The 21251-nt window shown below is 31.4% G+C and carries 23 protein-coding genes; 8 read left to right on the top strand and 15 right to left on the bottom strand.

Annotated elements, in window-relative coordinates:
• Positions 1 to 3 precede the first annotated feature (3 nt).
• The 4 genes from cysS to MMARC5_RS02690 all read left to right on the top strand — a co-directional run bounded on the left by cysS (position 4) and on the right by MMARC5_RS02690 (position 5584).
• Positions 4 to 1434, top strand: coding sequence for a cysteine--tRNA ligase (gene cysS, locus MMARC5_RS02705; protein WP_011868303.1), 1431 nt, complete (start codon positions 4 to 6; stop codon positions 1432 to 1434).
• A 41-nt stretch (positions 1435 to 1475) separates the two neighbouring features.
• Complete coding sequence (locus MMARC5_RS02700; RefSeq protein WP_011868302.1) at positions 1476 to 2093, top strand: IMPACT family protein; 618 nt, start codon at positions 1476 to 1478, stop codon at positions 2091 to 2093.
• A gap of 33 nt (positions 2094 to 2126) precedes the next feature.
• Positions 2127 to 3971, top strand: a complete 1845-nt coding sequence (locus MMARC5_RS02695) for a S16 family serine protease (RefSeq protein WP_011868301.1) — start codon at positions 2127 to 2129, stop codon at positions 3969 to 3971.
• A gap of 68 nt (positions 3972 to 4039) precedes the next feature.
• Positions 4040 to 5584, top strand: a complete 1545-nt coding sequence (locus tag MMARC5_RS02690) for a 2-isopropylmalate synthase (RefSeq protein ID WP_011868300.1) — start codon at positions 4040 to 4042, stop codon at positions 5582 to 5584.
• A gap of 109 nt (positions 5585 to 5693) precedes the next feature.
• Here the strand turns inward: MMARC5_RS02690 and cyaB are convergent, their stop codons facing one another.
• Complete coding sequence (cyaB, locus tag MMARC5_RS02685) at positions 5694 to 6257, bottom strand: class IV adenylate cyclase (protein ID WP_011868299.1); 564 nt, start codon at positions 6255 to 6257, stop codon at positions 5694 to 5696.
• Positions 6254 to 6688 carry an Rrf2 family transcriptional regulator gene (locus tag MMARC5_RS02680; RefSeq protein ID WP_011868298.1) on the bottom strand — a complete coding sequence of 145 codons (435 nt, stop codon included), beginning with the start codon at positions 6686 to 6688 and terminating at the stop codon, positions 6254 to 6256. Before MMARC5_RS02680 ends, cyaB begins: the two co-directional genes overlap by 4 nt.
• A 97-nt stretch (positions 6689 to 6785) precedes the next feature.
• On the opposite strand from MMARC5_RS02680, the gene moaC reads away from it, so the two are divergent.
• Complete coding sequence (gene moaC, locus MMARC5_RS02675; RefSeq protein WP_011868297.1) at positions 6786 to 7247, top strand: cyclic pyranopterin monophosphate synthase MoaC; 462 nt, start codon at positions 6786 to 6788, stop codon at positions 7245 to 7247.
• A gap of 201 nt (positions 7248 to 7448) precedes the next feature.
• Positions 7449 to 7856 (top strand): GNAT family N-acetyltransferase, encoded by a 408-nt coding sequence (locus MMARC5_RS02670; RefSeq protein ID WP_011868296.1) that lies wholly within the window; start codon positions 7449 to 7451, stop codon positions 7854 to 7856.
• Positions 7857 to 7946: 90 nt separating this feature from the next.
• Here the strand turns inward: MMARC5_RS02670 and MMARC5_RS02665 are convergent, their stop codons facing one another.
• The 10 genes from MMARC5_RS02665 to MMARC5_RS02615 form a co-directional block, all read right to left on the bottom strand.
• Positions 7947 to 8312, bottom strand: coding sequence for a hypothetical protein (locus MMARC5_RS02665; protein ID WP_011868295.1), 366 nt, complete (start codon positions 8310 to 8312; stop codon positions 7947 to 7949).
• 127 nt (positions 8313 to 8439) lie between these two features.
• Positions 8440 to 8700, bottom strand: a complete 261-nt coding sequence (locus MMARC5_RS02660) for a hypothetical protein (protein ID WP_011868294.1) — start codon at positions 8698 to 8700, stop codon at positions 8440 to 8442.
• Between the two features lie 154 nt (positions 8701 to 8854).
• Complete coding sequence (locus MMARC5_RS09835) at positions 8855 to 9946, bottom strand: hypothetical protein (protein ID WP_011868293.1); 1092 nt, start codon at positions 9944 to 9946, stop codon at positions 8855 to 8857.
• A gap of 19 nt (positions 9947 to 9965) precedes the next feature.
• A complete protein-coding gene (locus MMARC5_RS02650) occupies positions 9966 to 10532 on the bottom strand; it encodes a hypothetical protein (protein ID WP_011868292.1) in 567 nt (188 codons plus the stop codon).
• 961 nt (positions 10533 to 11493) lie between these two features.
• Positions 11494 to 12978: a fumarate reductase (CoM/CoB) subunit TfrB gene (gene tfrB, locus MMARC5_RS02640; protein WP_011868291.1), complete on the bottom strand. Its 1485-nt coding sequence runs from the start codon at positions 12976 to 12978 to the stop codon at positions 11494 to 11496.
• A gap of 149 nt (positions 12979 to 13127) precedes the next feature.
• Complete coding sequence (locus tag MMARC5_RS02635) at positions 13128 to 14084, bottom strand: calcium/sodium antiporter (protein ID WP_011868290.1); 957 nt, start codon at positions 14082 to 14084, stop codon at positions 13128 to 13130.
• A gap of 43 nt (positions 14085 to 14127) precedes the next feature.
• Positions 14128 to 15051, bottom strand: a complete 924-nt coding sequence (gene sppA, locus MMARC5_RS02630) for a signal peptide peptidase SppA (RefSeq protein WP_011868289.1) — start codon at positions 15049 to 15051, stop codon at positions 14128 to 14130.
• 29 nt (positions 15052 to 15080) lie between these two features.
• Positions 15081 to 15698, bottom strand: a complete 618-nt coding sequence (locus MMARC5_RS02625) for a hypothetical protein (protein ID WP_011868288.1) — start codon at positions 15696 to 15698, stop codon at positions 15081 to 15083.
• 97 nt (positions 15699 to 15795) lie between these two features.
• On the bottom strand, positions 15796 to 16212 hold the full coding sequence (locus tag MMARC5_RS02620; protein ID WP_011868287.1) for an RNA-binding domain-containing protein: 417 nt from the start codon (positions 16210 to 16212) through the stop codon (positions 15796 to 15798).
• Between the two features lie 13 nt (positions 16213 to 16225).
• Positions 16226 to 17353, bottom strand: coding sequence for a pyridoxal phosphate-dependent aminotransferase (locus tag MMARC5_RS02615; protein WP_011868286.1), 1128 nt, complete (start codon positions 17351 to 17353; stop codon positions 16226 to 16228).
• A gap of 198 nt (positions 17354 to 17551) precedes the next feature.
• Between MMARC5_RS02615 and MMARC5_RS02610 the strand changes: the two genes are divergently transcribed.
• Positions 17552 to 17806 carry a cation:proton antiporter gene (locus MMARC5_RS02610; RefSeq protein ID WP_011868285.1) on the top strand — a complete coding sequence of 85 codons (255 nt, stop codon included), beginning with the start codon at positions 17552 to 17554 and terminating at the stop codon, positions 17804 to 17806.
• A 9-nt stretch (positions 17807 to 17815) separates the two neighbouring features.
• Positions 17816 to 18058 carry a DUF4040 domain-containing protein gene (locus MMARC5_RS02605; RefSeq protein ID WP_011868284.1) on the top strand — a complete coding sequence of 81 codons (243 nt, stop codon included), beginning with the start codon at positions 17816 to 17818 and terminating at the stop codon, positions 18056 to 18058.
• A 69-nt stretch (positions 18059 to 18127) separates the two neighbouring features.
• Here MMARC5_RS02605 and MMARC5_RS02600 read toward each other — a convergent pair whose 3' ends face one another.
• From MMARC5_RS02600 to glmM, 3 genes are read right to left on the bottom strand one after another with little or no spacing between them, the layout of a single operon-like run.
• Complete coding sequence (locus tag MMARC5_RS02600) at positions 18128 to 18598, bottom strand: deoxyuridine 5'-triphosphate nucleotidohydrolase (protein WP_011868283.1); 471 nt, start codon at positions 18596 to 18598, stop codon at positions 18128 to 18130.
• A gap of 1 nt (position 18599) precedes the next feature.
• A complete protein-coding gene (gene glmU, locus MMARC5_RS02595; protein WP_011868282.1) occupies positions 18600 to 19835 on the bottom strand; it encodes a bifunctional sugar-1-phosphate nucleotidylyltransferase/acetyltransferase in 1236 nt (411 codons plus the stop codon).
• 9 nt (positions 19836 to 19844) lie between these two features.
• Entirely contained in the window at positions 19845 to 21188 is a 1344-nt protein-coding gene (gene glmM, locus MMARC5_RS02590; RefSeq protein WP_011868281.1) for a phosphoglucosamine mutase, read from the bottom strand.
• Between the last annotated feature and the right edge of the window lie 63 nt (positions 21189 to 21251).

Here is a 21251-nt window from a genome sequence, read left to right as displayed (position 1 = left end):
ATTATGCTAAAAGTTTACAACACGCTCACAAGAAAAGAAGAAGAATTTAAACCATTAACTGAAAAAGAAGTGAAAATGTATGTTTGTGGCCCCACAGTCTACGATCACACGCATTTTGGACACGGGAGAACATATGTTTCATTTGATATCATTCGAAGATATCTTGAACATATCGGATATACTGTAAATCTCGTTATAAATTTTACAGATATTGATGATAAAATTATTAAAAGAGCTAATGAAAAAGGAAAAAATCCACAAGAACTTTCTGAACAATTTATAAACGTATTTCTAAACGATATGGCCACATTAAAAGTAAAACCTGCAGATATTTATCCAAAAGTTACTGAACACATCCCTGAAATCATAGCATTTATTGAAAAGTTAATCGAAAAAGGTTTTGCATATAAAACTGAAAATGGCGTTTATTTCGAAGTTAAAAAATTTGAAAATTATGGAAAATTGAGCAATATTAATTTAGAAGATTTATATTCAGGAGTTAGAATCGAAACGTCTGAAAAAAAGAAAAATCCGGAAGATTTTGCACTTTGGAAAACTGCAAAGCCTAGAGAACCTAAATGGGAAAGTCCTTTTGGAGAAGGAAGGCCTGGCTGGCATATTGAATGTTCTGCAATGAGCTCAAAATATCTTGGAAAACAGTTTGACATACATGGCGGAGGACGGGATTTATCGTTCCCACACCACGAAAATGAAATTGCACAAAGTGTTGCATATTCTGGAAAAGATTGGGTTAACTACTGGTTACATACTGGATTTGTAATGGTTAATGGAGAAAAAATGAGCAAGTCACTTGGAAACTTTGTAACTATTGAAGATATTTCAAAAGAGTACGATCCTGAAATCTTGAGGTTTTTCTTTATTCAAAGGCATTACAGAAGTCCTATCGATTATACTGCTGAATCAATGACCCATGTTAAAAATAATCTTGAAAAGATATACAATGTGATTGAAAACATAAGAATTTCGCTTGAAAAATCTAAAAAATCTGGAGCATGGGGTGAAAATGAATTTTTACTCTATGATATTTTAAAAAATTCAAAACATAACTTTTACGAAGCTATGAATTCAGATTTTAACACGGTTGAAGCGTTAAAATCCGTATTTGAAGTTTCTAATGGAGTTAATAAGTATTTAAGTTTGGTAGAAACTCCAAGTGAAGGTTTACTTCTAAAAGCATTTGATTTCTTTAAAATAGTTGGCGAAATATTTGGATTATTTGAAAATTATTTTAAAACCTCGTCAGAATCAAATGATGAAGAATTTATTAAATTTTTAATTGAACTGCGGTCAGATTTAAGGTTGCAGAAAAATTACGAAATGTCTGATAAAATAAGGGATGGTTTAAAGAATATAGGCTACCTGATTGAAGATAATCCAAAAGAAGGAACCATATTTAAAAAAATAAACATTTAATTTATAAAAAAAGTATTTTATTAAATTTTAATTAATTTTGAGTGGTATTTTTGCAAAAAGAGTTCTATAGAACCCTTAAATCATTTTCAAAAGTTGAACTGGTTTTTAAAGGTTCTCTCTTTATCGGTTATGGAAAACCCATAAAAAGCGAAATTGAAGCAAAAGAATTTATAAATGAAATTAAGTCCATTCACACTGATGCAAATCATAAAGTTTCTGCATATCGGGTAGATATTGAAAATAACCTTGCAATGAAGTATGATGACGATGGTGAACCGCAAGGAAGTGCCGGAAAACCAATCTACAAAGTTATAGAACTTAAAAATCTTCAAAATACAGTTATCGTTGTTACAAGGTATTTTGGAGGAGTTAAATTAGGATATGGTGGACTTGTAAAAGCATACAGTGATACTGCAACCGAAGTTGTAAATTCAAGCGGAATCTTAGAGATTTTCGAAAAAGTTCATATTTTAGCAGAATTTGACTATTCTGAAATACAAAAAGTTAAACAGATTGTTGAAAATTTCGGAAAAATTGTTGATGAAAACTATTCCGATGTTGTAAAATTCAATATGGAAGTTAAAAAAGGACTTGAAGACGAATTAATTAAAAAATTGGTCAATTTAACAAAAAATAAAATAAAAATCGATAATTTATAATCGATTTAACATAATTTTAGTTAGGGGATTTTTATGAAAAAACTTATTACAATTTTCACAATTTTAATAGCAATAAGTCCAACCTTTGCATTTGATTTAGAAAATAATACGGAATTTGAAAGTTATGTCAGCATTACGGCCCCTGCAGTTTCAATAACTGATGAAGGATACGTTGGGACAGCAGTTGATATTGATGTAAAAGTTTCAGACGGGGAAGGCCATGCGTATATGGACACTTTACCACTTACAGATATTGATATGCAAGGTTCTGCCAGAATTGCATCAAAAGTAGCTTTTGACACTTGCGGAAAAGACAGTGACGACTACGATGTTTATTATATCATCAGGTCAGACGTTCCGACAGTTGGAGGACCTTCTGCAGGCGCAGTTTTAACTGTTGCAACGATTGCTGCAATAAATAATTGGACATTGAATAAAAACGTCATGATGACAGGAATGATTGGTCCAGATGGAACAATTGGGCCCGTTGGTGGAATACTTGAAAAAATTGAAGTTGGGGCCGAAAAACACGTTGATTATTTCCTAATACCTTATGGACAGCGATATCAAATCGATGAAAATAATAACTCAATCGATAGTATCGAATACGGTAAAAATCTCGGAATTAACGTTGTTGAAGTAAGCAATATTTACGATGCAGTTTATTACTTCACAAACTACGAAATTGAAACGGATTACAAAAAAAATCCAATGATTGATAGCAAATATAATCAAATTATGGAAGAATTATCAAAAATTACGTTGGAAAATGCTAAAAAAAACCTTGAAGATGTTGAAAATTTAGATTTGTCAATATTAAATTCTTCGGAAAAACAGGAATTTCAAGAAAACATTCAAACTGCATCAAATTTAGTTTATCTTGGAAATGAACTGGATTCAAACAGTAATTATTATGCAGGAATGTCGAGAAGCTTTAATGCTTTAGTTATCTTTGAAACCTTGCAGTCAAAATATTTATGCAAAAATAACGAATCTGTTAAAAATTACCTTTTAGCTGTAAATGAAAGCATACGTGAAAAAAAGAACTATGTATCAAATGTAACTTTGACAAAAAACAATATTGAATACATATTTTCATCAAAAAGCAGAATATATGAAGCTTCCGAATTAATGGATGAATCATTTTATCAGCTTGATGAAAGAAATCTAACTTCTGCACTTGAATATGCTGCATATGCAAAGTTAAGGGCCGAAACTGGAATTTGGTGGCTTGAACTAGCGCCTGAAGAAGAAAATCCTGAAGAAATTGATGAAAAAGACCTGAAATATCTTTCAAGAGAGTACCTCGACAATTCAGAAATTGTTGTTGTATATACTTCAACAGTTCTTTCAGAAGAACTCATAGCTTATCCAGTAACGCAGATCGAAGATTCGATCGATCTTTATAACGAAAAAGAGTATCTTCTTGCAATATCAAAAAGTATCGATGCATATGTTTATTCGACTACAATTCTTGATTATACAACAGATGTAGATTATCTATCAGCTTTGGCTGAAAAAAAGATAAACAGAGCTGAAAACTGCGTTTTAAATAATGAAAATAATTCAGAATATATTCCGGTTTCTGCGCTAAGTTATTTCGAATACGCGGAAAATCTAGACGATAAATATTCAAAAATTCTCTATTTCAAATATTCTATAGCCTACGCCCAGATGAATATGGATATTCTAAAAGAATTTGATAGTGATGCTTTTAATTATAGGAAAGAAAGCGTGAATTACGAAATTCCGGGAAATTCAAATAATTTAAACTTGTTTGGTAACGATTACAAAAATTACTTTATAAATATCACGTATCTAATCACAGGTATGATTTTAGGCATTTTAATAGGAGTTTGGTATCGTAAAAATAATTAAATAGTTCCTTAGCATAATATCTTTAAAATTACATTATTTGAATATTTTATTTAGTTAATGGTGATGATATGGAATCTTATTTGGATAGTAACGAAATTATTAAAAACTCCCTAAAATCTATGAAACTGCCCGAAAAGGTGCGCGTATTTGATACTACGCTACGGGATGGGGAACAGACCCCCGGAGTTTCCCTAATGCCTAACCAAAAAATAGATATTGCAAAACATTTAAGCGAAATTGGCGTTGATGCAATAGAAGCCGGTTTTCCAGTATCTTCCGAAGGCGAACAGGAATCCATTAAAAAAATAACTTCTATGGGGCTCGATGCAGAAATCTGCGGACTTACAAGAGCTGTTAAAAAAGATATTGATATTGCAATTGATTGTGGTGTTGACAGTATCCACACATTTATTGCAACATCCCCACTACACAGGGAATACAAGCTAAAAATGAGTAAAGAAAAGATTATCGATACTGCAATCGAAGCTATCGAATACATCAAGGAACGCGGAGTAATTGTAGAATTCTCAGCAGAAGATGCTACAAGAACTGAACTCGATTATTTAAAAGAAGTTTACAAAAAAGCAGTTGAAGCCGGGGCAGACAGGATAAATGTTCCAGACACAGTTGGAGTTATGGTTCCAAATTCAATGAATTACTTGATTTCTGAACTTAAGAAAGATATTAAAGTTCCTTTATCAGTACACTGCCACAATGACTTTGGAATTGCTGTTTCAAACTCAGTTGCAGCAGTTGAAGCTGGTGCTGAACAGGTTCACTGTACTGTAAATGGACTTGGTGAAAGAGCAGGAAATGCATCATTAGAAGAAACCGTGATGACATTGAACATGGTTTACGGAATAGAAACTAATGTCGATACAAAAATGCTCACAAAACTCTCAAGAATCGTTTCAAATTACACAGGAATTAAAACACAACCTAACAAAGCAATCGTTGGCGAAAATTCATTTGCTCACGAAAGTGGAATTCACGCACACGGTGTTTTAGCACATGCCCTAACATATGAACCAATTGATCCTGCAATTGTTGGTAATAAGCGTAGAATTGTTCTTGGAAAACATAGCGGTGCTCACGCGATAAAATCAAAGCTTTCAGAAATCGGTGTTGAAATTGGAGATAATCTTTCAAAAGAACAGTTTTGCGACATTGTTGAACGGGTAAAAGCAATTGGGGATAAAGGAAAAATTGTAACCGACGCAGATGTAATGGCAATTACTGAAGATATTACTCAGAGAACTTTAAAATCTGAAAGAATCGTTGATTTAGAGCAGTTTGCAGTAATTACCGGAAACAACGTACTTCCAACTGCAAGCGTTGCATTGAAAGTAAGAGATAAAATTTATAAAACATCTGAACTAGGGGTTGGTCCTGTCGATGCAGCATTAAAAGCAATTCAGGCTGCAGTTGGCGAAAACGTCAGATTAAATGAATACAACATCAGTGCAATTTCGGGTGGAACTGACGCTATTGCAGAAGTTACCGTTAGACTTGAAAATCATGAAAAAGAAGTTATTGCAAAAGCTACTGGCGATGACGTTGTTAAAGCATCAGTGGAAGCAGTTATTGATGGAATAAACAAACTTATGGGTTAATTCCATTACTTTTTTATTTTAAAAAAAAATTAATTAATTTAATGTGAAAAAAAACAGTGGGATTGTAGAACAGATCATTGCCAATCCAATAAATAATGCCACCAATTTCCTATTTTCCACAGTTTCCTCTCCGCAATTCTAAATAAGATCTCTTTTCTAATTTATCAGTACTGATATTTAAACTTTTCAGTAAATTTAGAAGTTCTTCAAGAGCCTGTTCGCGTTTTGAATCGTCGTCCACAACTTTTTCAATTTCAAGATAGTTTCCAACATAATCCACATTATCAAATGAAACTTCGAGATCATCTTTTCTGTAAATCTCCCTTACCTTTCGAACTGGATCGACGGGTTTAAATCCTAACTTTTCAAAAATTTTGTACATTGGATCCATTTCCGAAATTTCTAATTCAATTTCTTCTCTTGTTTTTGAAATATTGTCTAATTTTTTTCCTTTGTAGGTAACATATACAGTTCCTTCGTTTGTATCGAGATTTAGGGATTTTCTTATTCTTAAAGCTTCATCGGTTATTTGAAAATCGCGATCTATTCCGTTAAAATATTTATCAATTTGTTCTTTTGTTTCGTTTTTTTCAAAACCTAGACTTTTTAGTTTTTCGAGTATTTTTTCAGAATCTTCGTCCATTAAACTAACTTTTATCTCTACTTCGATCATAAAAGCACCACTTTATCAGCTATATCTTTTAAATTATCTTTTAAATCATTAAATTCAAGATTTTCGATGACTAACCAGACTCTTACCTTATTTCCTTCTTTTTCAAGCGTAGTTGATAAAATATTCCCATTTATTTCAGAAATTCTAGAAGATATACTTGCCAACAGCCCTATTTTATCTTCAGCGACCACCTGAACTTTGATAGTAATTAAATTTATATTTTTTTTCTTTAAAACGTATCTTCCTTCGTTTGTTAAAAAAACACCGCCCGTTTTTCCCTTTTTTGTTTCGACAAACCCAAGATCCCTCAAAACCCGGATGTATCTATCAATATTTTTAGGGTGGGTTTCCATGGCGGCCGCAATTTCTCTAGTAGTGCTGTATTTTTCAAGTAGCGTAAGTATTCTCTCAGTTAGCCCGTCGATCTTCATTATTTTCACAACATAGAATCAAATAACTTAAATAAAATTACACAACAATATACGAATATTCTTTTTCTTAATATTATCTATTCAAAAGGCGATAATCGTGCTTACACATGTTGATGAAAATGGCGTAAAAATGGTCGATGTTTCCAAAAAAAAGGACGTTGAACGAATTTGTACTGCAATTGGGTTTATAAAACTTAAAAAATCGACTATTGAAAAAATTACCAAAAAAGAACTCATTAAAGGAGATGTTTTAACTACTGCGCAAGTTGCAGGAGTTATGGCGGTTAAAAACACTTCGAATATCATTCCGATGTGCCACCCACTTCCGATTGAATCTATAAAAGTTAATTTTGAGATTTTTGATGATAAAATAAAAGCAGAAGCAAGGGTAAAAGCTACATACAAAACAGGAATCGAGATGGAAAGTTTAACTGGAGTTTCTGTTGCACTTTTAACGATTTGGGACATGGTAAAGGCAATTGAAAAAGATGAATTTGGACAATATCCGGACACCCAAATTTACGGAATAGAAGTTGTTGAAAAAATTAAAAAAGAGTAACTTTATTATTTTTTTAAAATTAAAAAGAGTAATTTAAAAGTAATAAAAATCTTTTTATCCTACACATATTCATTGAATATATGGGCCACTTTACAGCAATGTTTTAAAAGGTGTTTTTTTCATGGATCTACTTGTAAGGAAACATAATGCTCCCAATTTTAAATTACAATTTGCAGAACTAAACGATATGCCTGCATAGAAATGATTCAAATAGTTAGAGATAATTTTCCAGGATTGGAAACTGCAGAACAGTTGGAAGATTATAAAAAAACAGTTATAAAAAACATTGAAAGAAAAACAGCTCTTTTTACAAAGTCCGACAATGGCAATATCGTAGGGGTCTTGATATTTTCATATTATTCAAAATGCCTTTCATGTATGGCAGTACATCCAGATTACCGCAAAATGGGAATTGGATATGCAATGGTTAAAAAAATGATCGACTTATTTCCAAAAGATATGGATATTTCGGTTACAACGTTTCGTGAAGGCGATTTGAAAGGTGTGGCTCCAAGAGCACCCTATAAAAAAATAGGATTTTTAGAAGACGAATTTGTTGAAGAATTCAATTATCCGCACCAAAAATTTATTTTTCGAAATAGACCTTAAGTTGATTTAAAAAAGAATTTAAAATTCTGATTTAAGTTTCTTAAAAAAAGATAAAAAAAACTCCATTTGAATTTTTAAAACCCAATTTTCTTAAATTTCCTTTTTTACATCTCTCTTTTTAATTAATTCCTTTTTAAAGCTGTAATTTACAGCCTGCTTACTTGCAAATACTGAAAATAAATACATGGCGATAAGTGGAAGAATAAGTATACTTACTATCTTAACTTCAGGAATTTGACTTTGAAATACTTCAAAAGTTGAAAGTCCTTTGCCCAAAAATGCAACTAATACAAAATAAAAAACGACTGACGATATGAGCAGGATAGACTCTACAACATCGATAAATTTATTATTTTGAGAATTTTCATAACCTGAAAAATCATTGATTATATTGTTGCATACTTTTCTAAATGAAAATGCGAATACCACCAATGTTATTATAAGTACCAAATTCATGCTAACTCCCCACAAATAAAAACAATATATGTCGTGAACCAAATTATTAAATAAATTTTATTTAAAAATGTTGATTTAATTTTCTTAAAAAAGATAAATTTTCTTCAATTTTTTGAAAATGAGTAATTTAAGATAAGAATGGTTTTTGAAATTTAAACTCGTTATTTTCAACCATCTTTTTTCCTTTCTCGGTTATTGCTGAAATGTGGGAAATTCCGCCGACTGCACCGTTTAATTTTAAATAGCCTCCCGTTTCTAAAAAATCAAGATGAACTTTTAATTCATCTTTTTGAAGATTTATTTTATCGGCTAATTCGCCCCCAGTTACATAATTGCCTTTTTCATGTAAATATTTTAAAATATTTTTTCTTATTTCAAGTTCAGGCATTTATTTCCCCCTATTTGGATAGTTGTTAATCAATTAAGATTACAAAATAATAAAAGTTAATGGATATACATTTAATAAAAATCGTATATATAATTTAAAGATTTAATTTTGAGTTTAATTAAAATTTAAAAAGAGTAATTTAAAGATTAAAAATTTAAGAATTTAGTATTTTGGATACATCTTTAGCTTCTTTTATTTCGTAATCTTTTAAAACACTTAGAAATATTGCAACATTTTCCATATTACATAATGGCATTAAAAATACTTTTTTAGGATTATCCGAAGTTCCCATTAATCCCATTGCGATATATACCGGAATTTCTTCTAAATACTCAATATTTCGGTATCTTTCCGCCTGTTCGGTATTTTTTGCCCATACATACTTTTCATTAAATAATCTACTTCGATATTTACATTCAACGTAAAATATTTTACCTGTTTTTTTATCCCTAAATTGTAAATCTGGCTTTCTTGAACTTTCAACATACCTTTTTTCATTAGTTTCTGCATCAGGCGTTACATGGAGTAAATCGAAGTTTTCTTTTGGAAAAAAATTATCCATTACATAACTTTCAAAATTTTTTCCTTTTTCATGTGCTAACTGGTCTGTATCACTTATTTCTTTTTTAATTTCTTCATTTTTTACAGGGGGCGTTATTGGTTCTGGATTTGAATTATAATGCTCATAAACTTTCTTTCCGAGCTCGTTTAACCGGTAAGAATGTGTGGCAAATATGAAACTACCTGTTACGTAAGATTCTAAAAAACCAATTACTGCAAGTTTTTTTATTTCTGTATTGGTTGCAAAGTTGGAAATTCCTAAGTTTTTGTAAACACCGTTTGAAATTTCTTTAGAACTTATAAATTCACTGTTATGGTAAAGTGTTTTTAAAATAAATTTTAGTGTTGGAATTTCAAATAATTCATTGAAAATTGTATAATCGTTTAAAAATTCTAATTCTTCGTCGCTTAAGTCTTCTTTATTAATCCTTTTCAAAAGCAATGCAACGTATTTACCCAGTGGAGTTATAGTATATTCATTTTTCTTTATATCATATTGATTTTTAACGTTTTCTTTTAACATGCCCCAGTTTTTTAAATCACTTAGTCCATATGTTGATCCAAAACCATTTTTTTGAGATTTAAAAAGTTCATCGTGGGGAATTGTTTTTTCAAAGTTATAGATCTTTTTTAGTAGTTTTTGATGTGGAATATCTACAAATTCGGTAATATCTTTTTTTATCATGTTTTTCCATCCAATAAATCTAATTTATTATTTTAAGAATATCTTCTATGTTTTTTACTTCATAATCGTTTAAAACACTCGGATAGAGTGAATTATACTGTATTTCTTTTAAAGGCATTAAGTAAATTTGTTCCGGTTTTTCAGGGGTTCCCCCTAAACCCATTGCGATATATACGGGAATTTGGCTTTCTAATTCAAATTCTCTATATTTATCAGCTTGTTTTTTGTTGTTGGCCCAGCTGTAAGCACCTTTAAAAAGATTGCTTCTGTATTTACATTCAACACTAAAAGGACTATCTGTTTTTTTATGATTAAATTGTAAATCGGGTTTTAAATCGCTTTTAATGAATCTACCGTTTGAAGCTTTGGGATCATCGTGTGACATTTCAAGAAGATCAAAGTCTTTTTCAGGGAACATATCTAAACAACATAGTTTGAACGCGGTCCCTTTTTCATAAGAAGTTTGGTCATTTTTAATTTCTTCTCGAATTTCTTCGATCTTTTCAGATCTTGATTTTGGTTTGAATGCATCTGCAAGTTTTGAGAATGTTGATGAAACTGCTGATCTAATTTTGCCAAGTACCATAATAAACCCCTTTTTTTAATTGAATGGATATTTATCTGTTTAAAATTATATATAAAATTTAAAGGTTTAATTTCCAATTTAATGTTAAATTGTAAAAGAGAAGTTTAATATTCAATTGAAGAATAATTATTTTGAATGAATTTTTAATGAGGGGAATACGCTTTAAATTAAAAAATAAGGCTATTTTAATCTCAAATTATGGACAATAATTTAAAAATCATTAACGAAAGTAAAAAAATTACCATGCTTAAAAATGAAATAATCACATCTTTACCCGTAATTTTTTCGAGAAATGCCTTAAAATCAATGCCCGATTTAAGTTCTGGATCATAAGGTTTAAAAATTTTTAATATTTCTTTGTATTTTTCATAGTAATTTTTCAAAGAGCACAATATTGTGGGTATTAATATAACTGGTAGTATTGTAAATAGTAAATCTTCAAGTAGATGTTCTATCCAAAATTTAATTAAATGAATAACTATTACTGGGATACATAATATACAGGCTAAGATAAATGCTATAGATTAAGTTGTGAAAAGAGTATTAATGAGATAGTTGGGGCTTTTATAGTATACTCCGGCACATAATGTTTATTGATGTGTTTTTTAAGAGTATTAATTGCTAGATATGAATTTATTAAATCTTCAGCAGATTTTTTATGTCATTTATTAACATAAGACTTACCATAAGAATTAATGCTACTACCAACAATACTCCTGTCCAAAAATGAACTTCATTAAGATCAAAGTTTGAAATTAGGCTAAATATTGGAATTGATGCAACCCAAGCCCCTATCATCATATTTACTTGGTTTTTGATTTTATTACCATAATATCTGTAATCAGAATGTGCCTGTTGGAGTTCAAATTCTAAATAATCCCATTTTGAGTTGATCCTGCTATTTTTTCACTTCTAAACTAATTAACGTTAAAATAAGAGTAATTTAAACTTTTAATTAATTTTAAATCACTTTGTCAAGCAGTGAAACTATATTCATTACTGGAATATCTTTTTTTAATCCGTGTTCTTCGAAATACTTCTTTAAACTGTCCCTTATGTGGTATTCACAAAACGGACATACTGTAATTAAATAATCTGCATCAGTTGCATAAATCATATTTGCCTTTCTTTTACCGATTGTGTCAGCTACTTCTGGTTTTCCAGATCTTACTCCGCCACCTGCTCCGCAACACTGATCTGGAATCTCCATTTCAACGAATTTTAACTTTGGAATGCTTTCCAATATTTTACGAGGTTCAAGGTATACTTTCTGACCGCGCCTGAGGTGGCATGGATCGTGATATGTTACCGTGATATCCAGTGGTTTGTAATCAAGTAATCCAACTTTAACCAAAACTTCCGTGATATCCATTACTTTGAATTCTTTTTCAGTGTAATCGTTCTTTAAAGTGCTTCCGCAACCTGCACATAATGTAACTACAGAATCAACATTTAATTTATTAAAAATTTCAAGATTTTGTTTTTTTAATTTGTCTGAAATATCAGTCTGACCTGTTCTGATAAATGGCGATCCACAGCATACCTGATTTTTAGGAATAATTACTGAGACTCCGTGTGCATTTAAAACCCTTATTGCACTTTTTCCAATTTCTTGCAACCTAAAATCAATAAGACATCCTGTAAAAAATGCAACTCTCATTTTTTCGTTTTTTACGAGGTATTCTTCAGCAACTTCTTCTAAAAATGAAGTTTTTTCTTTTGGGATAGACCTGTTTTGTGATAGCACGTTTTTCCTAACTTCAAGGTGGCTATCTAAATTGTATCCTTTCTTAAATGTTTTTTCTCGCAATTTTTCAACTGCATTGTGCACAATATCAATCTCTTTTGGACAGACCTCAACACATCTGCCACATGTTGTGCAGTTGTAAATATTTTCATCAAATGCTTCCTTTTCCCGATCTAACTCATCTTTTGGATCAAATGCAAATCTTGCAAGCTGCCTCATCAAGGTTGGTCCGGGATAATCTGAATATTTTCTCGCAGGACACATTGCAATACAGCTTAAACAGTCAATACACCCACGAATTTTTTTTACGTCCTTTAAATCATCGGGGTACAATTTTAATTTATCTAAGTCTTCTTCAGTTATTTTCTCAGTCTTTTTTTGAATGTAATTTCTAAGTGTTCCAATTTTTTTATAATATGGTTCCCTATTAACTACGAGGTCCGAAATTACGTCAAATCCATCCAAAGGCTCGATAATCGCATTATCTTCAACTTTGGTTTTGCATGCAAGCTTTGATTTTTTATTTATCATCATGGCACAGCTTCCGCACTGCCCTGCCCTACATGACGACCTGAATTGAATATTTTCCCCGTAAGTTTTGTTTATATATTCAAGAGCACTTAAAACAGTAATTCCAACAGGAACTTCAAATTTTTTAAATCCTTCTGTCTTTTTTACAGTAATTGTAAATGTCTTCACAAATATCACGCAAAATTTTGAAATAAAAATTAAACCAGTAAAAATCAATAATCGTATTTAAAAATTATATGAAAATGATATATAAAGAATTGTTAAAGTTTAAATTTTAAACTAATTTTCAAAAAATCAAAAGAAAAAAGAAAATAAATTTAAAAGATTCCGGTAAGCCCCAAAACAAATAGCAAGTATATTAACATTAATATTAAGCCATCTATTTTTGTAATTTCTGAAAGATAGTCTTTTGTAGAGTTCAAATTTAATACTGCTTTTATTTTTTCCTTGTTCATTAAAATCAGGAGTAAAAATACCATCAAAATATTAACTGAAAGTTCAAATTTAACTGCAGGAATTTCGTGAATCAAAGATGCAATTGCAAGCGCTCCAAACATATTTGCAATGTTACTTCCAATCACATTTCCAATAACAATTCCTCCAAGTTTCTGTTTTGCTGCAGCAAATGAAACCGCAAGTTCAGGAAGCGACGTTCCAAATGCAACGATTGTAAATCCAATAATTTTTTCAGATATTCCAAAAGCAGTTGCAAGTCCTTTTGCACCATCGACAAAAAAACTACTTCCCAATATTACAAATGAAAGTCCGATTGCAAGGTAAAATATTGCCCCACTAAAAGTTACACTTTTTTCGTGCTCGTCTTCATCCATTTCGCCAGATTTTATCGTATATATCACGTAAAGTGCAAGTAAAAGAAGTAAAAATACACCATCTAAAAATGAAAAACCGTTGTATCCGATTATCGTGAAAATTATCGTGTAAACCATATATAAATAGCCGTTTTTAAGAACCGACCTGCTTTTGATAAATACTGAAGAAATAATCAAACTTAAACCAAGTACAAGCCCGATATTTGCAATACAGCTTCCAAGAGCATTCCCAACTGCCAAATCAACTGATCCAGTAGATGCCGCATATGCACTTGTTACAATTTCAGGAAGCGACGTTCCAAATGCAACGATTGTAGCCCCGATTACAAAACTGGAGATGTTAAACTGCTTTGCAACTCTTGAAGCGCCTAAAACAAACCAATCACTACCATAAGATAGCATAAATAAACCTACTGCTAAAAAAAAGACTGATTCGATTAGCATATTTTTCACCACAAAAAAGAAAACGTGTTTCAAGTATTTTATTTTAGTAATAAATCTGATAGGATTTAAAACTTTCTTCGATATTCGATTCTGAAAGCCCTTTTCCAAAACCATATCCGAAACTACATAGTGCATCGTTAAATGTCATTCCAAATATCCCTACAGAAGAACTTCCAGCATACTCATAAACTTCCGGATTTGATAAATTTGCCATTTTTGCAGCAACTTCTATTGCGTCTTCTTCTGTTCCAGTCATATCGACTAATCCGACCCGTTTAGCCTGAACCCCACTGTATATTTTTCCATCAGCAACCCGTAACGTTTCATTTATTGTCATGTTTCTATTTTCAGCAACCCATGAAACGAATTCATAATAACTTTCATCAACAATTGATTCGAGCATTCTCTGTTCTTCTTCAGTCATTGGTCTTGTCGGAGAACCGATATCTTTATAGATCCCACTTTTAATTGTTGTTGCATTCACACCGAGTTTTTCCATCAATCCATAATAGTGTATAATTTCCATCCTAACGCCGATATTTCCAACTAGTGCCTGTCTTTCTGCAACAATATAATCTGTTGAAGATGCAGCCTGATATGCTGCTGAAGTACCCATTGTTTCAATATATGCAATAACAACTTTCTCTTCGGATGCTTCTTTTATTTTTCTTGAAAGTTTTTCACTTGCGATAACTTCTCCACCAGGGGAGTTGATTTTGATAATTATTGCTTTTATATTAGAATCTTTTTCTGCATCATCGATCCATTCGATGTAATCGTCTACGCTTGGCTCAAATTCACTGAAAAAACCTGATTCTGAAGTTTGTGAGCTTATTGTACCATCAAGATTTATCATTGCCATATTTTTAGAACTGATCCCATCTACAGGGATTAATAAAATAAATCCAACTAAAAATAGAATAATTATTAAAAATACTGCCCCCGAATAATAATATATCTTTTTCAAGACTACCCCTCCGAAAAAAATTAAAATGATTATAATATTCTGTAACTTCCAGGATTTGGTTCGTAAATTTCCCCATCTTCCTTTAATTCGGACAAAACATTGTCAAGTTCAACGTCTTCGAGTCCCAAGTTATCAATTAAATCTTCATAAGTAATTCCGTCATTTTCCCTTATTGTATCTAAGACTTTATCTTTGATATCCAAATCCCCGTAAAGATCTTCTAAAGCTTCACTTTCAACAGAAAGTTCACTTGACATTTCGTCCCTGTTGTAAATAATTGTTTCTTCGTCTTTTACGTAATTTCTGGTTTTTTCGATTTCTAAATTTCTTAGTTCAGTCCATTTATCTTTATTTTCATTTTTTTTGCTGTAAACTTCGAGTGCAACGTATCTTTCACCATTGTATTCCCCAATTCTTCCAATGATATCTAAAAAATCATTTTCTTCGACATCTAATGATTTATTTTCAAAATCTTTTACAGAAATTCCACCAAGATCGAAAGAAACAATGTTTGATTTATCAACATTGCTAACATTTCCAAGTAATCTAACCCTGTGAATTCTTTTTCCATCCAAAATAAGTGATTTTTCAAAAACTTCGTTTTCTGCAAATTCTTGTGGATGTATTTTATATGCTACGTATCTCATCACAATTCTCACCAAGCATAATAATTATAACTATAAGTTTACAATTTAAAAAAATATAAGGTTAACTAAAAAAGATCATTGGTAAAAAATTTATAAATTATTCTTTTTTGTTTTCCAATTCTTCATCTTCGTTTATTATGACCCCGTTTCTCGTTCTTGGAGCAATATCTTTAATCAATCCAAATATATCTTCATTTTCTTCGCAAATAAATTCGAGTTTTATTCCGCCGTGAACATCCTTATCAAAGTTTAAAATTCCGGAATACGCTGCCTGTTTGTTTATATGAAATTTCGTTGCATTTCCAACAATATTTCTTTCAAGAACGTTTCTTGCAGCATCCAAAATTGCCTGACTTCTAAGGAGCTCTTTAAATCTTGAAATATCTTTTGAAACTCCAGTATAGATATTTTCAGAAACCTCCATTTCTGCGTCAACAAATATATTAGTTACTGCTTTTAAAACCTTATTTTCATCTTCGGTTGGTTTTACATTTGTTTTTATCTTGATTATCATTGTACCATCTCGATTAAAGAAGAACGTTTTTCATAATGCTTAATGCTCTTTCAATATCATCATATTTTGTAGCGTATGAGAATCGTACACTGTTTTCTCCATTTTTACCAAATGCTGATCCGGGAACACACAAAATTCCGTTTTGAATGAGTTTTGTTGCTACATCCATTCCGTTTCCATATTCAATAACATCAGGGAATATATAAAATGCCCCTTCTGGCTTTTGAACGCTAAATATCTCTTTCATTCCTGAATAAATTAAATTCCTTCTTCTTTCAAATTCTGAAACCATGTCTGAAACGCAATTTTGATCCCCAGTAAGTGCTTCAACTGCACCAAACTGTGCAAAGGATGTTGCACATGCAAAGCCGTACTGGTGGATTTTCATCATGTTTTCAAGTATTTCGTATTTATTATCAAAATTTTCGTTTACTGCCAAGTATCCAACTCTCCAGCCAGTCATTGCGTAAGCTTTTGAAAATCCATTAATTAATATACAGTTATCTGTAAATTCCATTGCAGAATAGTGTTTTTTTCCATAAATTATCTTTTCATATATCTCATCAGAAATTACACAGATATTTTTTTCGTCTGCAATTTCACAGATTCCTTTAATTTCTTCCTTTGTCATCACACTTCCTGTCGGGTTTGATGGCGAATTTAAAACAATACATTTTGTTTTTTCTGAAATACTGTTTTTTACAGATTCCAAATCAATTCTAAATTTATCATCCAGATCAATTGGAACCATTTTTCCTTCGCAAAGTTCAGTTAAACCTTTGTATGAAACAAAACCTGGATCAGGAACTAAAACTTCTTCGCCACGGTTTACGAGCGTAAATAATGAAAGCATAAGTGCTTCAGAAGCTCCACAAGTCGTGACAATATTTTTTTGTGAAATATCTAATTTATTATCTTTCTTCAATTTTTCAGAAATTGCAGAAGTTAATTCTGGGATTCCTGCATTTGGAACATAATGCGTTTTTCCAGCATCGAGAGCCGATTTAGCAGCTTCGACAATGTGCTTTGGAGTATCAAAATCCGGTTCTCCAATCCCCAGATTTATCGAGTTTTCTGTCGCCATGTTAAATATTTTACGAATTTCGGACTGTTCTGTTCCCAAACACCTTTCTGCAATCACAAAATCACCTTAGATAATTATATATAATCAAGAATTATAATGATTAATCATTATTATTGGTATTATTACTGTTGTTAATACTATATATGTAATCTATCCTGTTTACTCGTTTAAATTATTGTTGAATACAGATTAAGTGGTAATTGTATAATAAATCTGCCTAATCTTTAAAAAATCTTTGATATAATTGGTGAATTCATGTTTGACGATATTGTACTAATAATCGCATCTATTGGGATATTGTTAGCATCATTTAGGCTCTGGGTTGAAAAAGACCGTGAAAAAATGGTTTATGCAAGACTCCATATCACGGGGGTTATCGATATTGCATGTATCGTGATATTGCTTGTATTTAGGCAGTATTTGCTTGCTTTAACATATCTAGTGTTAGTTCCATTCTCAGCACATGCAATAGCTAATGCAGACTACTTCGATGAATTAAAAAAGCAGTAAGGTGTGAAAATGAGTATTTATATTGATTTTTTAATAATGGCACTCGTTTTAATGTCATACATCGGTGCTTTGATTCAGAAAGACTTAATTAAATGTGTTGTTTTAACAGGACTTGGCGGACTTGGACTTGCGTACCTTTTCAGCTCCCTACTTGCACCGGATGTTGCGTTAACAGAAGCAATTTTGGGTGGCGCCGTTTTACCTGCATTTTTCGCATTTACAGTTAAAAGAACGCAAAGACTTGATAAATAACTTAAAAAAATAACTAAACTTTAAAGTTTTTTTAAAATAGTTTGAAAAAAAAAGAAACTTCTATTTTTATTATTTTTTGTGATATATTCCACTGTAAGTTCCATTTCCATCCTTAACTTCGGAAAACACAATCTGTGCAATTTTTGCATATTTATACATCGTTACAGGGTTCATTACATGCATTAAATAGCTTGCATATCCCTCGTATCCAGGATCGTGTACTGCAGTATAAAGCGTTACGCCCATTCTAAGAAGCGTACTTCTAGGATATGCAAAACCAGCCATGTTTTCTGGAATATTCATTTTTTCTTTAATTTTTACAATATATATCCCACATTCAAGCTCGATTTTTTCATCCTTTTCCGAATCAAAAATTAAAACATGTTCTGGAAGAACTCGTTTTTCATTTGAAAAATCAATTGCCCCTTTTCCTTCAATTTTGTAAATTTTATCGAGTTTTAAATCAACACCGCACTGCTGGAGCTGGCCTTCTTTTAAATCCGATAAAAAATCTTTTGTGATATTTGGTCCAATAATCATGTTAATTCCTCTTTTTAGTAATTACAAGTTCGTCTTTTTTATAAACAAAACTTTCCTGTTCAATATCACTATCAATTAGGCAATTTGCCCCAATTAATGAATTGCTACCAATTTTGACACCGGGCATGAATGAAACTTGAATTCCGCTTTTTACATTGTCGCCAATTATTGCTCCAAGTTTTCTGACACTTTTTACAGGCTTTCCTTTGATATTTACAATAACAGGTTTATTATCAAATCTTAAGTTTGCAGTTATCGTGTTACATCCAAAATTACAGTTTGCACCAATTATGCTGTCCCCAACGTAGGAAAGATGCGGAATTTTCGTGTTTTCAAAGATAATACTTCCCTTAATTTCAGAAGAATTTCCAACAAAATTATTTTCCATTAAAATTGTATTTGGACGAATATATGCTAAAGGCCCTACAATAGAACCAGATTTTATAATTACTGGCCCTTCGATTACTGAATTTGATTTTATTACTGCGCCTTCTTCAATTATAACGTTTCCAGTAATTGATACATTATTTTCAATTTTTCCAGAAATTTTTGAAATTATTTTATTTAAAAAGTGGCTGTTTGCACTTAAAACATCCCATGGATGACCAATATCGTTCCAGTAGCCATTTAATTCAACACCGTGAAGTTTTCCGATTTCAATTAGTTTCTTCAAAGCGTCAGTTAACTCGATTTCTCCGCGTTCTGATGGAACAAGATTTTCTAAAATTCCAAATACGCTATTTTGAAGTTTATAAATTCCTGCATTTATAAAATTTGAGGTTAATTCTTCTTTTTTTGGCTTTTCAAGCAGATTTATTACCTTATTGTCGTATCCAAGTTCGATTACGCCAAAATTTTCAGGATTATCTACTTTTGACAGTGCGACTGCATTTTCGTAATCTAAAATTTCGTCAATTGAATCTTCAAAAATTACATCCCCATTTAAAACTAAAAAATCGTCTTTTATAAAATTTTTAGCCGTTAAAACCGCATGCCCTGTTCCAAGCTGTTTTTCCTGCAAAATATATTCAATTTTAGGGTTTTCATTGAAATATTCAATAATTTTTTCTTTTTCAAAACCAACTACCAGATATATTTTTTCAACGTGGTTTTCTATTTTTTCAATAATGTGTTCAAGTATAGGTTTTCCCGCAATTGGAATCATTGGTTTTGGGCGTGATTCTGTTATTGGATGTAACCTAGTTCCTTTTCCAGCACATAATATTATTGCATCCATATTAACCCCCTAATTTCCAGAAATTCCCGTATATACCATTGAAATTCCAGTTTTCATTAATTTTTCTGCAAAATCTTTTTCTTTTGCCTCAACCCTAACTCTAACGTAGCTTTCAGTTCCAGAAGGCCTTATCAATATCCAACCTTTTTCAAATGAAAATCTAACCCCATCAAGAGTTTCAGGTTTCTTTTCAAATATTTTTTCGCCTTCTTTTGAGACGTAATCCATTACTTGCTGCTTTAAATTATCTGGGCACAATATTTTTTCACGCATATTGTAGTATGAAGGAACTTCATCAATAATTTCATGCAATTTTTTGTCGTAAAATTCCATCATTTCTAAAACCCTAAGTCCCGAAAGGATGCCGTCAGGAGTTAAATGAATATCCCTATGTATCCATGTTCCAGAAGGTTCCCCTCCAAAAATAGCGCCTGTTTTTTCGAGTTCCTCAGCTACTGCAACATCCCCAATCTTTGTCCTTACTACTTCAGCCCCAAATTCATTTAAATATTCATCAATAGCCATTGAAGCGTCAACAGTGGTCACAATTTTGTCAGCGCCTGTTTTTTGAACAATATATTTACAAAATGCTGCTAAAAGCTTGTCAAAATCAGTAACTCTCCCAAGTTCATCAATTGCGATCATCCTGTCAGCATCACCATCGTGCGCAATCCCAATATAATTTCTACAGTTTGAATTTAAACCTTTTATAATATCTACGGTTTCCTTCAAATTTTTTTCATTTGGCTCAGGCATCCGTCCAACAAATCTTCCATCACAGTGCGAATTTACAGAAATTACTTTACATCCTGCTTCAGTGAATATATTTGGAGAAACTACACACCCTGCCGCATTTGCACAGTCAACAACAACATTAAAATTAGTCTTTATATCTAAATTTTGTAAAATATACTCAGAATAATTTTTAACTGCGGTTTTATCTTCTATAACACAGCCAATATTATCCCAAGTACCTTCGTTAAAATCATCATTATTAATTATATTTTCGAGTTCTTTTTCCTGCTTTGGATCAAATGCAGTTCCGTTTTTATTAAATAACTTTATCCCGTTGTATTCAGGAGGATTATGAGATGCAGTAATCATAATTCCCAAATCATAGTCTTTTGCAGAATAACCCAAAACTGGAGTTGGAACCATTCCAATTGTAGTTACATCACAGCCACCATTAAGAAGTCCTGCTGTAATAGCACTTTCAATTAAGTTTCCAGTAGTTCTCGTATCTCTTCCAATAACTGCTTTTTTAAAATTTTTTGAAATTGCATAACCAACTTTGTATGCAATTAAAGGATCTAAATTTTTCATTCGAATCCCCGAAGTCCCAAAAAGTTTCAAGATTTCACCAAGTACAAATTAACGCCTAAACTAATACTTTATATCCTTTTAATTAATCATACA

The sequence above is a fragment of the Methanococcus maripaludis C5 genome (genome assembly GCF_000016125.1).
GTDB classification, from domain to species: Archaea; AGJL01; Methanococci; order Methanococcales; family Methanococcaceae; genus Methanococcus; species Methanococcus maripaludis_D.
The sequence above is the reverse complement of the archived record's forward strand: the minus strand, read 5'-3'. Positions and strand labels throughout refer to the sequence as shown.

Bases quoted from the DNA above. Each gene is read 5' to 3' on its own strand.
- MMARC5_RS02610 (WP_011868285.1), top strand. From the start codon at position 17,552: ATGTTTGACGATATTGTACTAATAATCGCATCTATTGGGATATTGTTA.
- glmU (WP_011868282.1), bottom strand. From the start codon at position 19,835: ATGGATGCAATAATATTATGTGCTGGAAAAGGAACTAGGTTACATCCA.
- MMARC5_RS02665 (WP_011868295.1), bottom strand. From the start codon at position 8,312: ATGAATTTGGTACTTATAATAACATTGGTGGTATTCGCATTTTCATTT.
- MMARC5_RS02670 (WP_011868296.1), top strand. From the start codon at position 7,449: ATGATTCAAATAGTTAGAGATAATTTTCCAGGATTGGAAACTGCAGAA.
- MMARC5_RS02625 (WP_011868288.1), bottom strand. From the start codon at position 15,698: ATGAGATACGTAGCATATAAAATACATCCACAAGAATTTGCAGAAAAC.
- MMARC5_RS02605 (WP_011868284.1), top strand. From the start codon at position 17,816: ATGAGTATTTATATTGATTTTTTAATAATGGCACTCGTTTTAATGTCA.
- MMARC5_RS02635 (WP_011868290.1), bottom strand. From the start codon at position 14,084: ATGCTAATCGAATCAGTCTTTTTTTTAGCAGTAGGTTTATTTATGCTA.
- MMARC5_RS02690 (WP_011868300.1), top strand. From the start codon at position 4,040: ATGGAATCTTATTTGGATAGTAACGAAATTATTAAAAACTCCCTAAAA.
- MMARC5_RS02600 (WP_011868283.1), bottom strand. From the start codon at position 18,598: ATGATTATTGGACCAAATATCACAAAAGATTTTTTATCGGATTTAAAA.
- MMARC5_RS02695 (WP_011868301.1), top strand. From the start codon at position 2,127: ATGAAAAAACTTATTACAATTTTCACAATTTTAATAGCAATAAGTCCA.
- cysS (WP_011868303.1), top strand. From the start codon at position 4: ATGCTAAAAGTTTACAACACGCTCACAAGAAAAGAAGAAGAATTTAAA.
- MMARC5_RS09835 (WP_011868293.1), bottom strand. From the start codon at position 9,946: ATGATAAAAAAAGATATTACCGAATTTGTAGATATTCCACATCAAAAA.
- cyaB (WP_011868299.1), bottom strand. From the start codon at position 6,257: ATGATCGAAGTAGAGATAAAAGTTAGTTTAATGGACGAAGATTCTGAA.
- MMARC5_RS02620 (WP_011868287.1), bottom strand. From the start codon at position 16,212: ATGATAATCAAGATAAAAACAAATGTAAAACCAACCGAAGATGAAAAT.
- MMARC5_RS02650 (WP_011868292.1), bottom strand. From the start codon at position 10,532: ATGGTACTTGGCAAAATTAGATCAGCAGTTTCATCAACATTCTCAAAA.
- MMARC5_RS02680 (WP_011868298.1), bottom strand. From the start codon at position 6,688: ATGAAGATCGACGGGCTAACTGAGAGAATACTTACGCTACTTGAAAAA.
- MMARC5_RS02660 (WP_011868294.1), bottom strand. From the start codon at position 8,700: ATGCCTGAACTTGAAATAAGAAAAAATATTTTAAAATATTTACATGAA.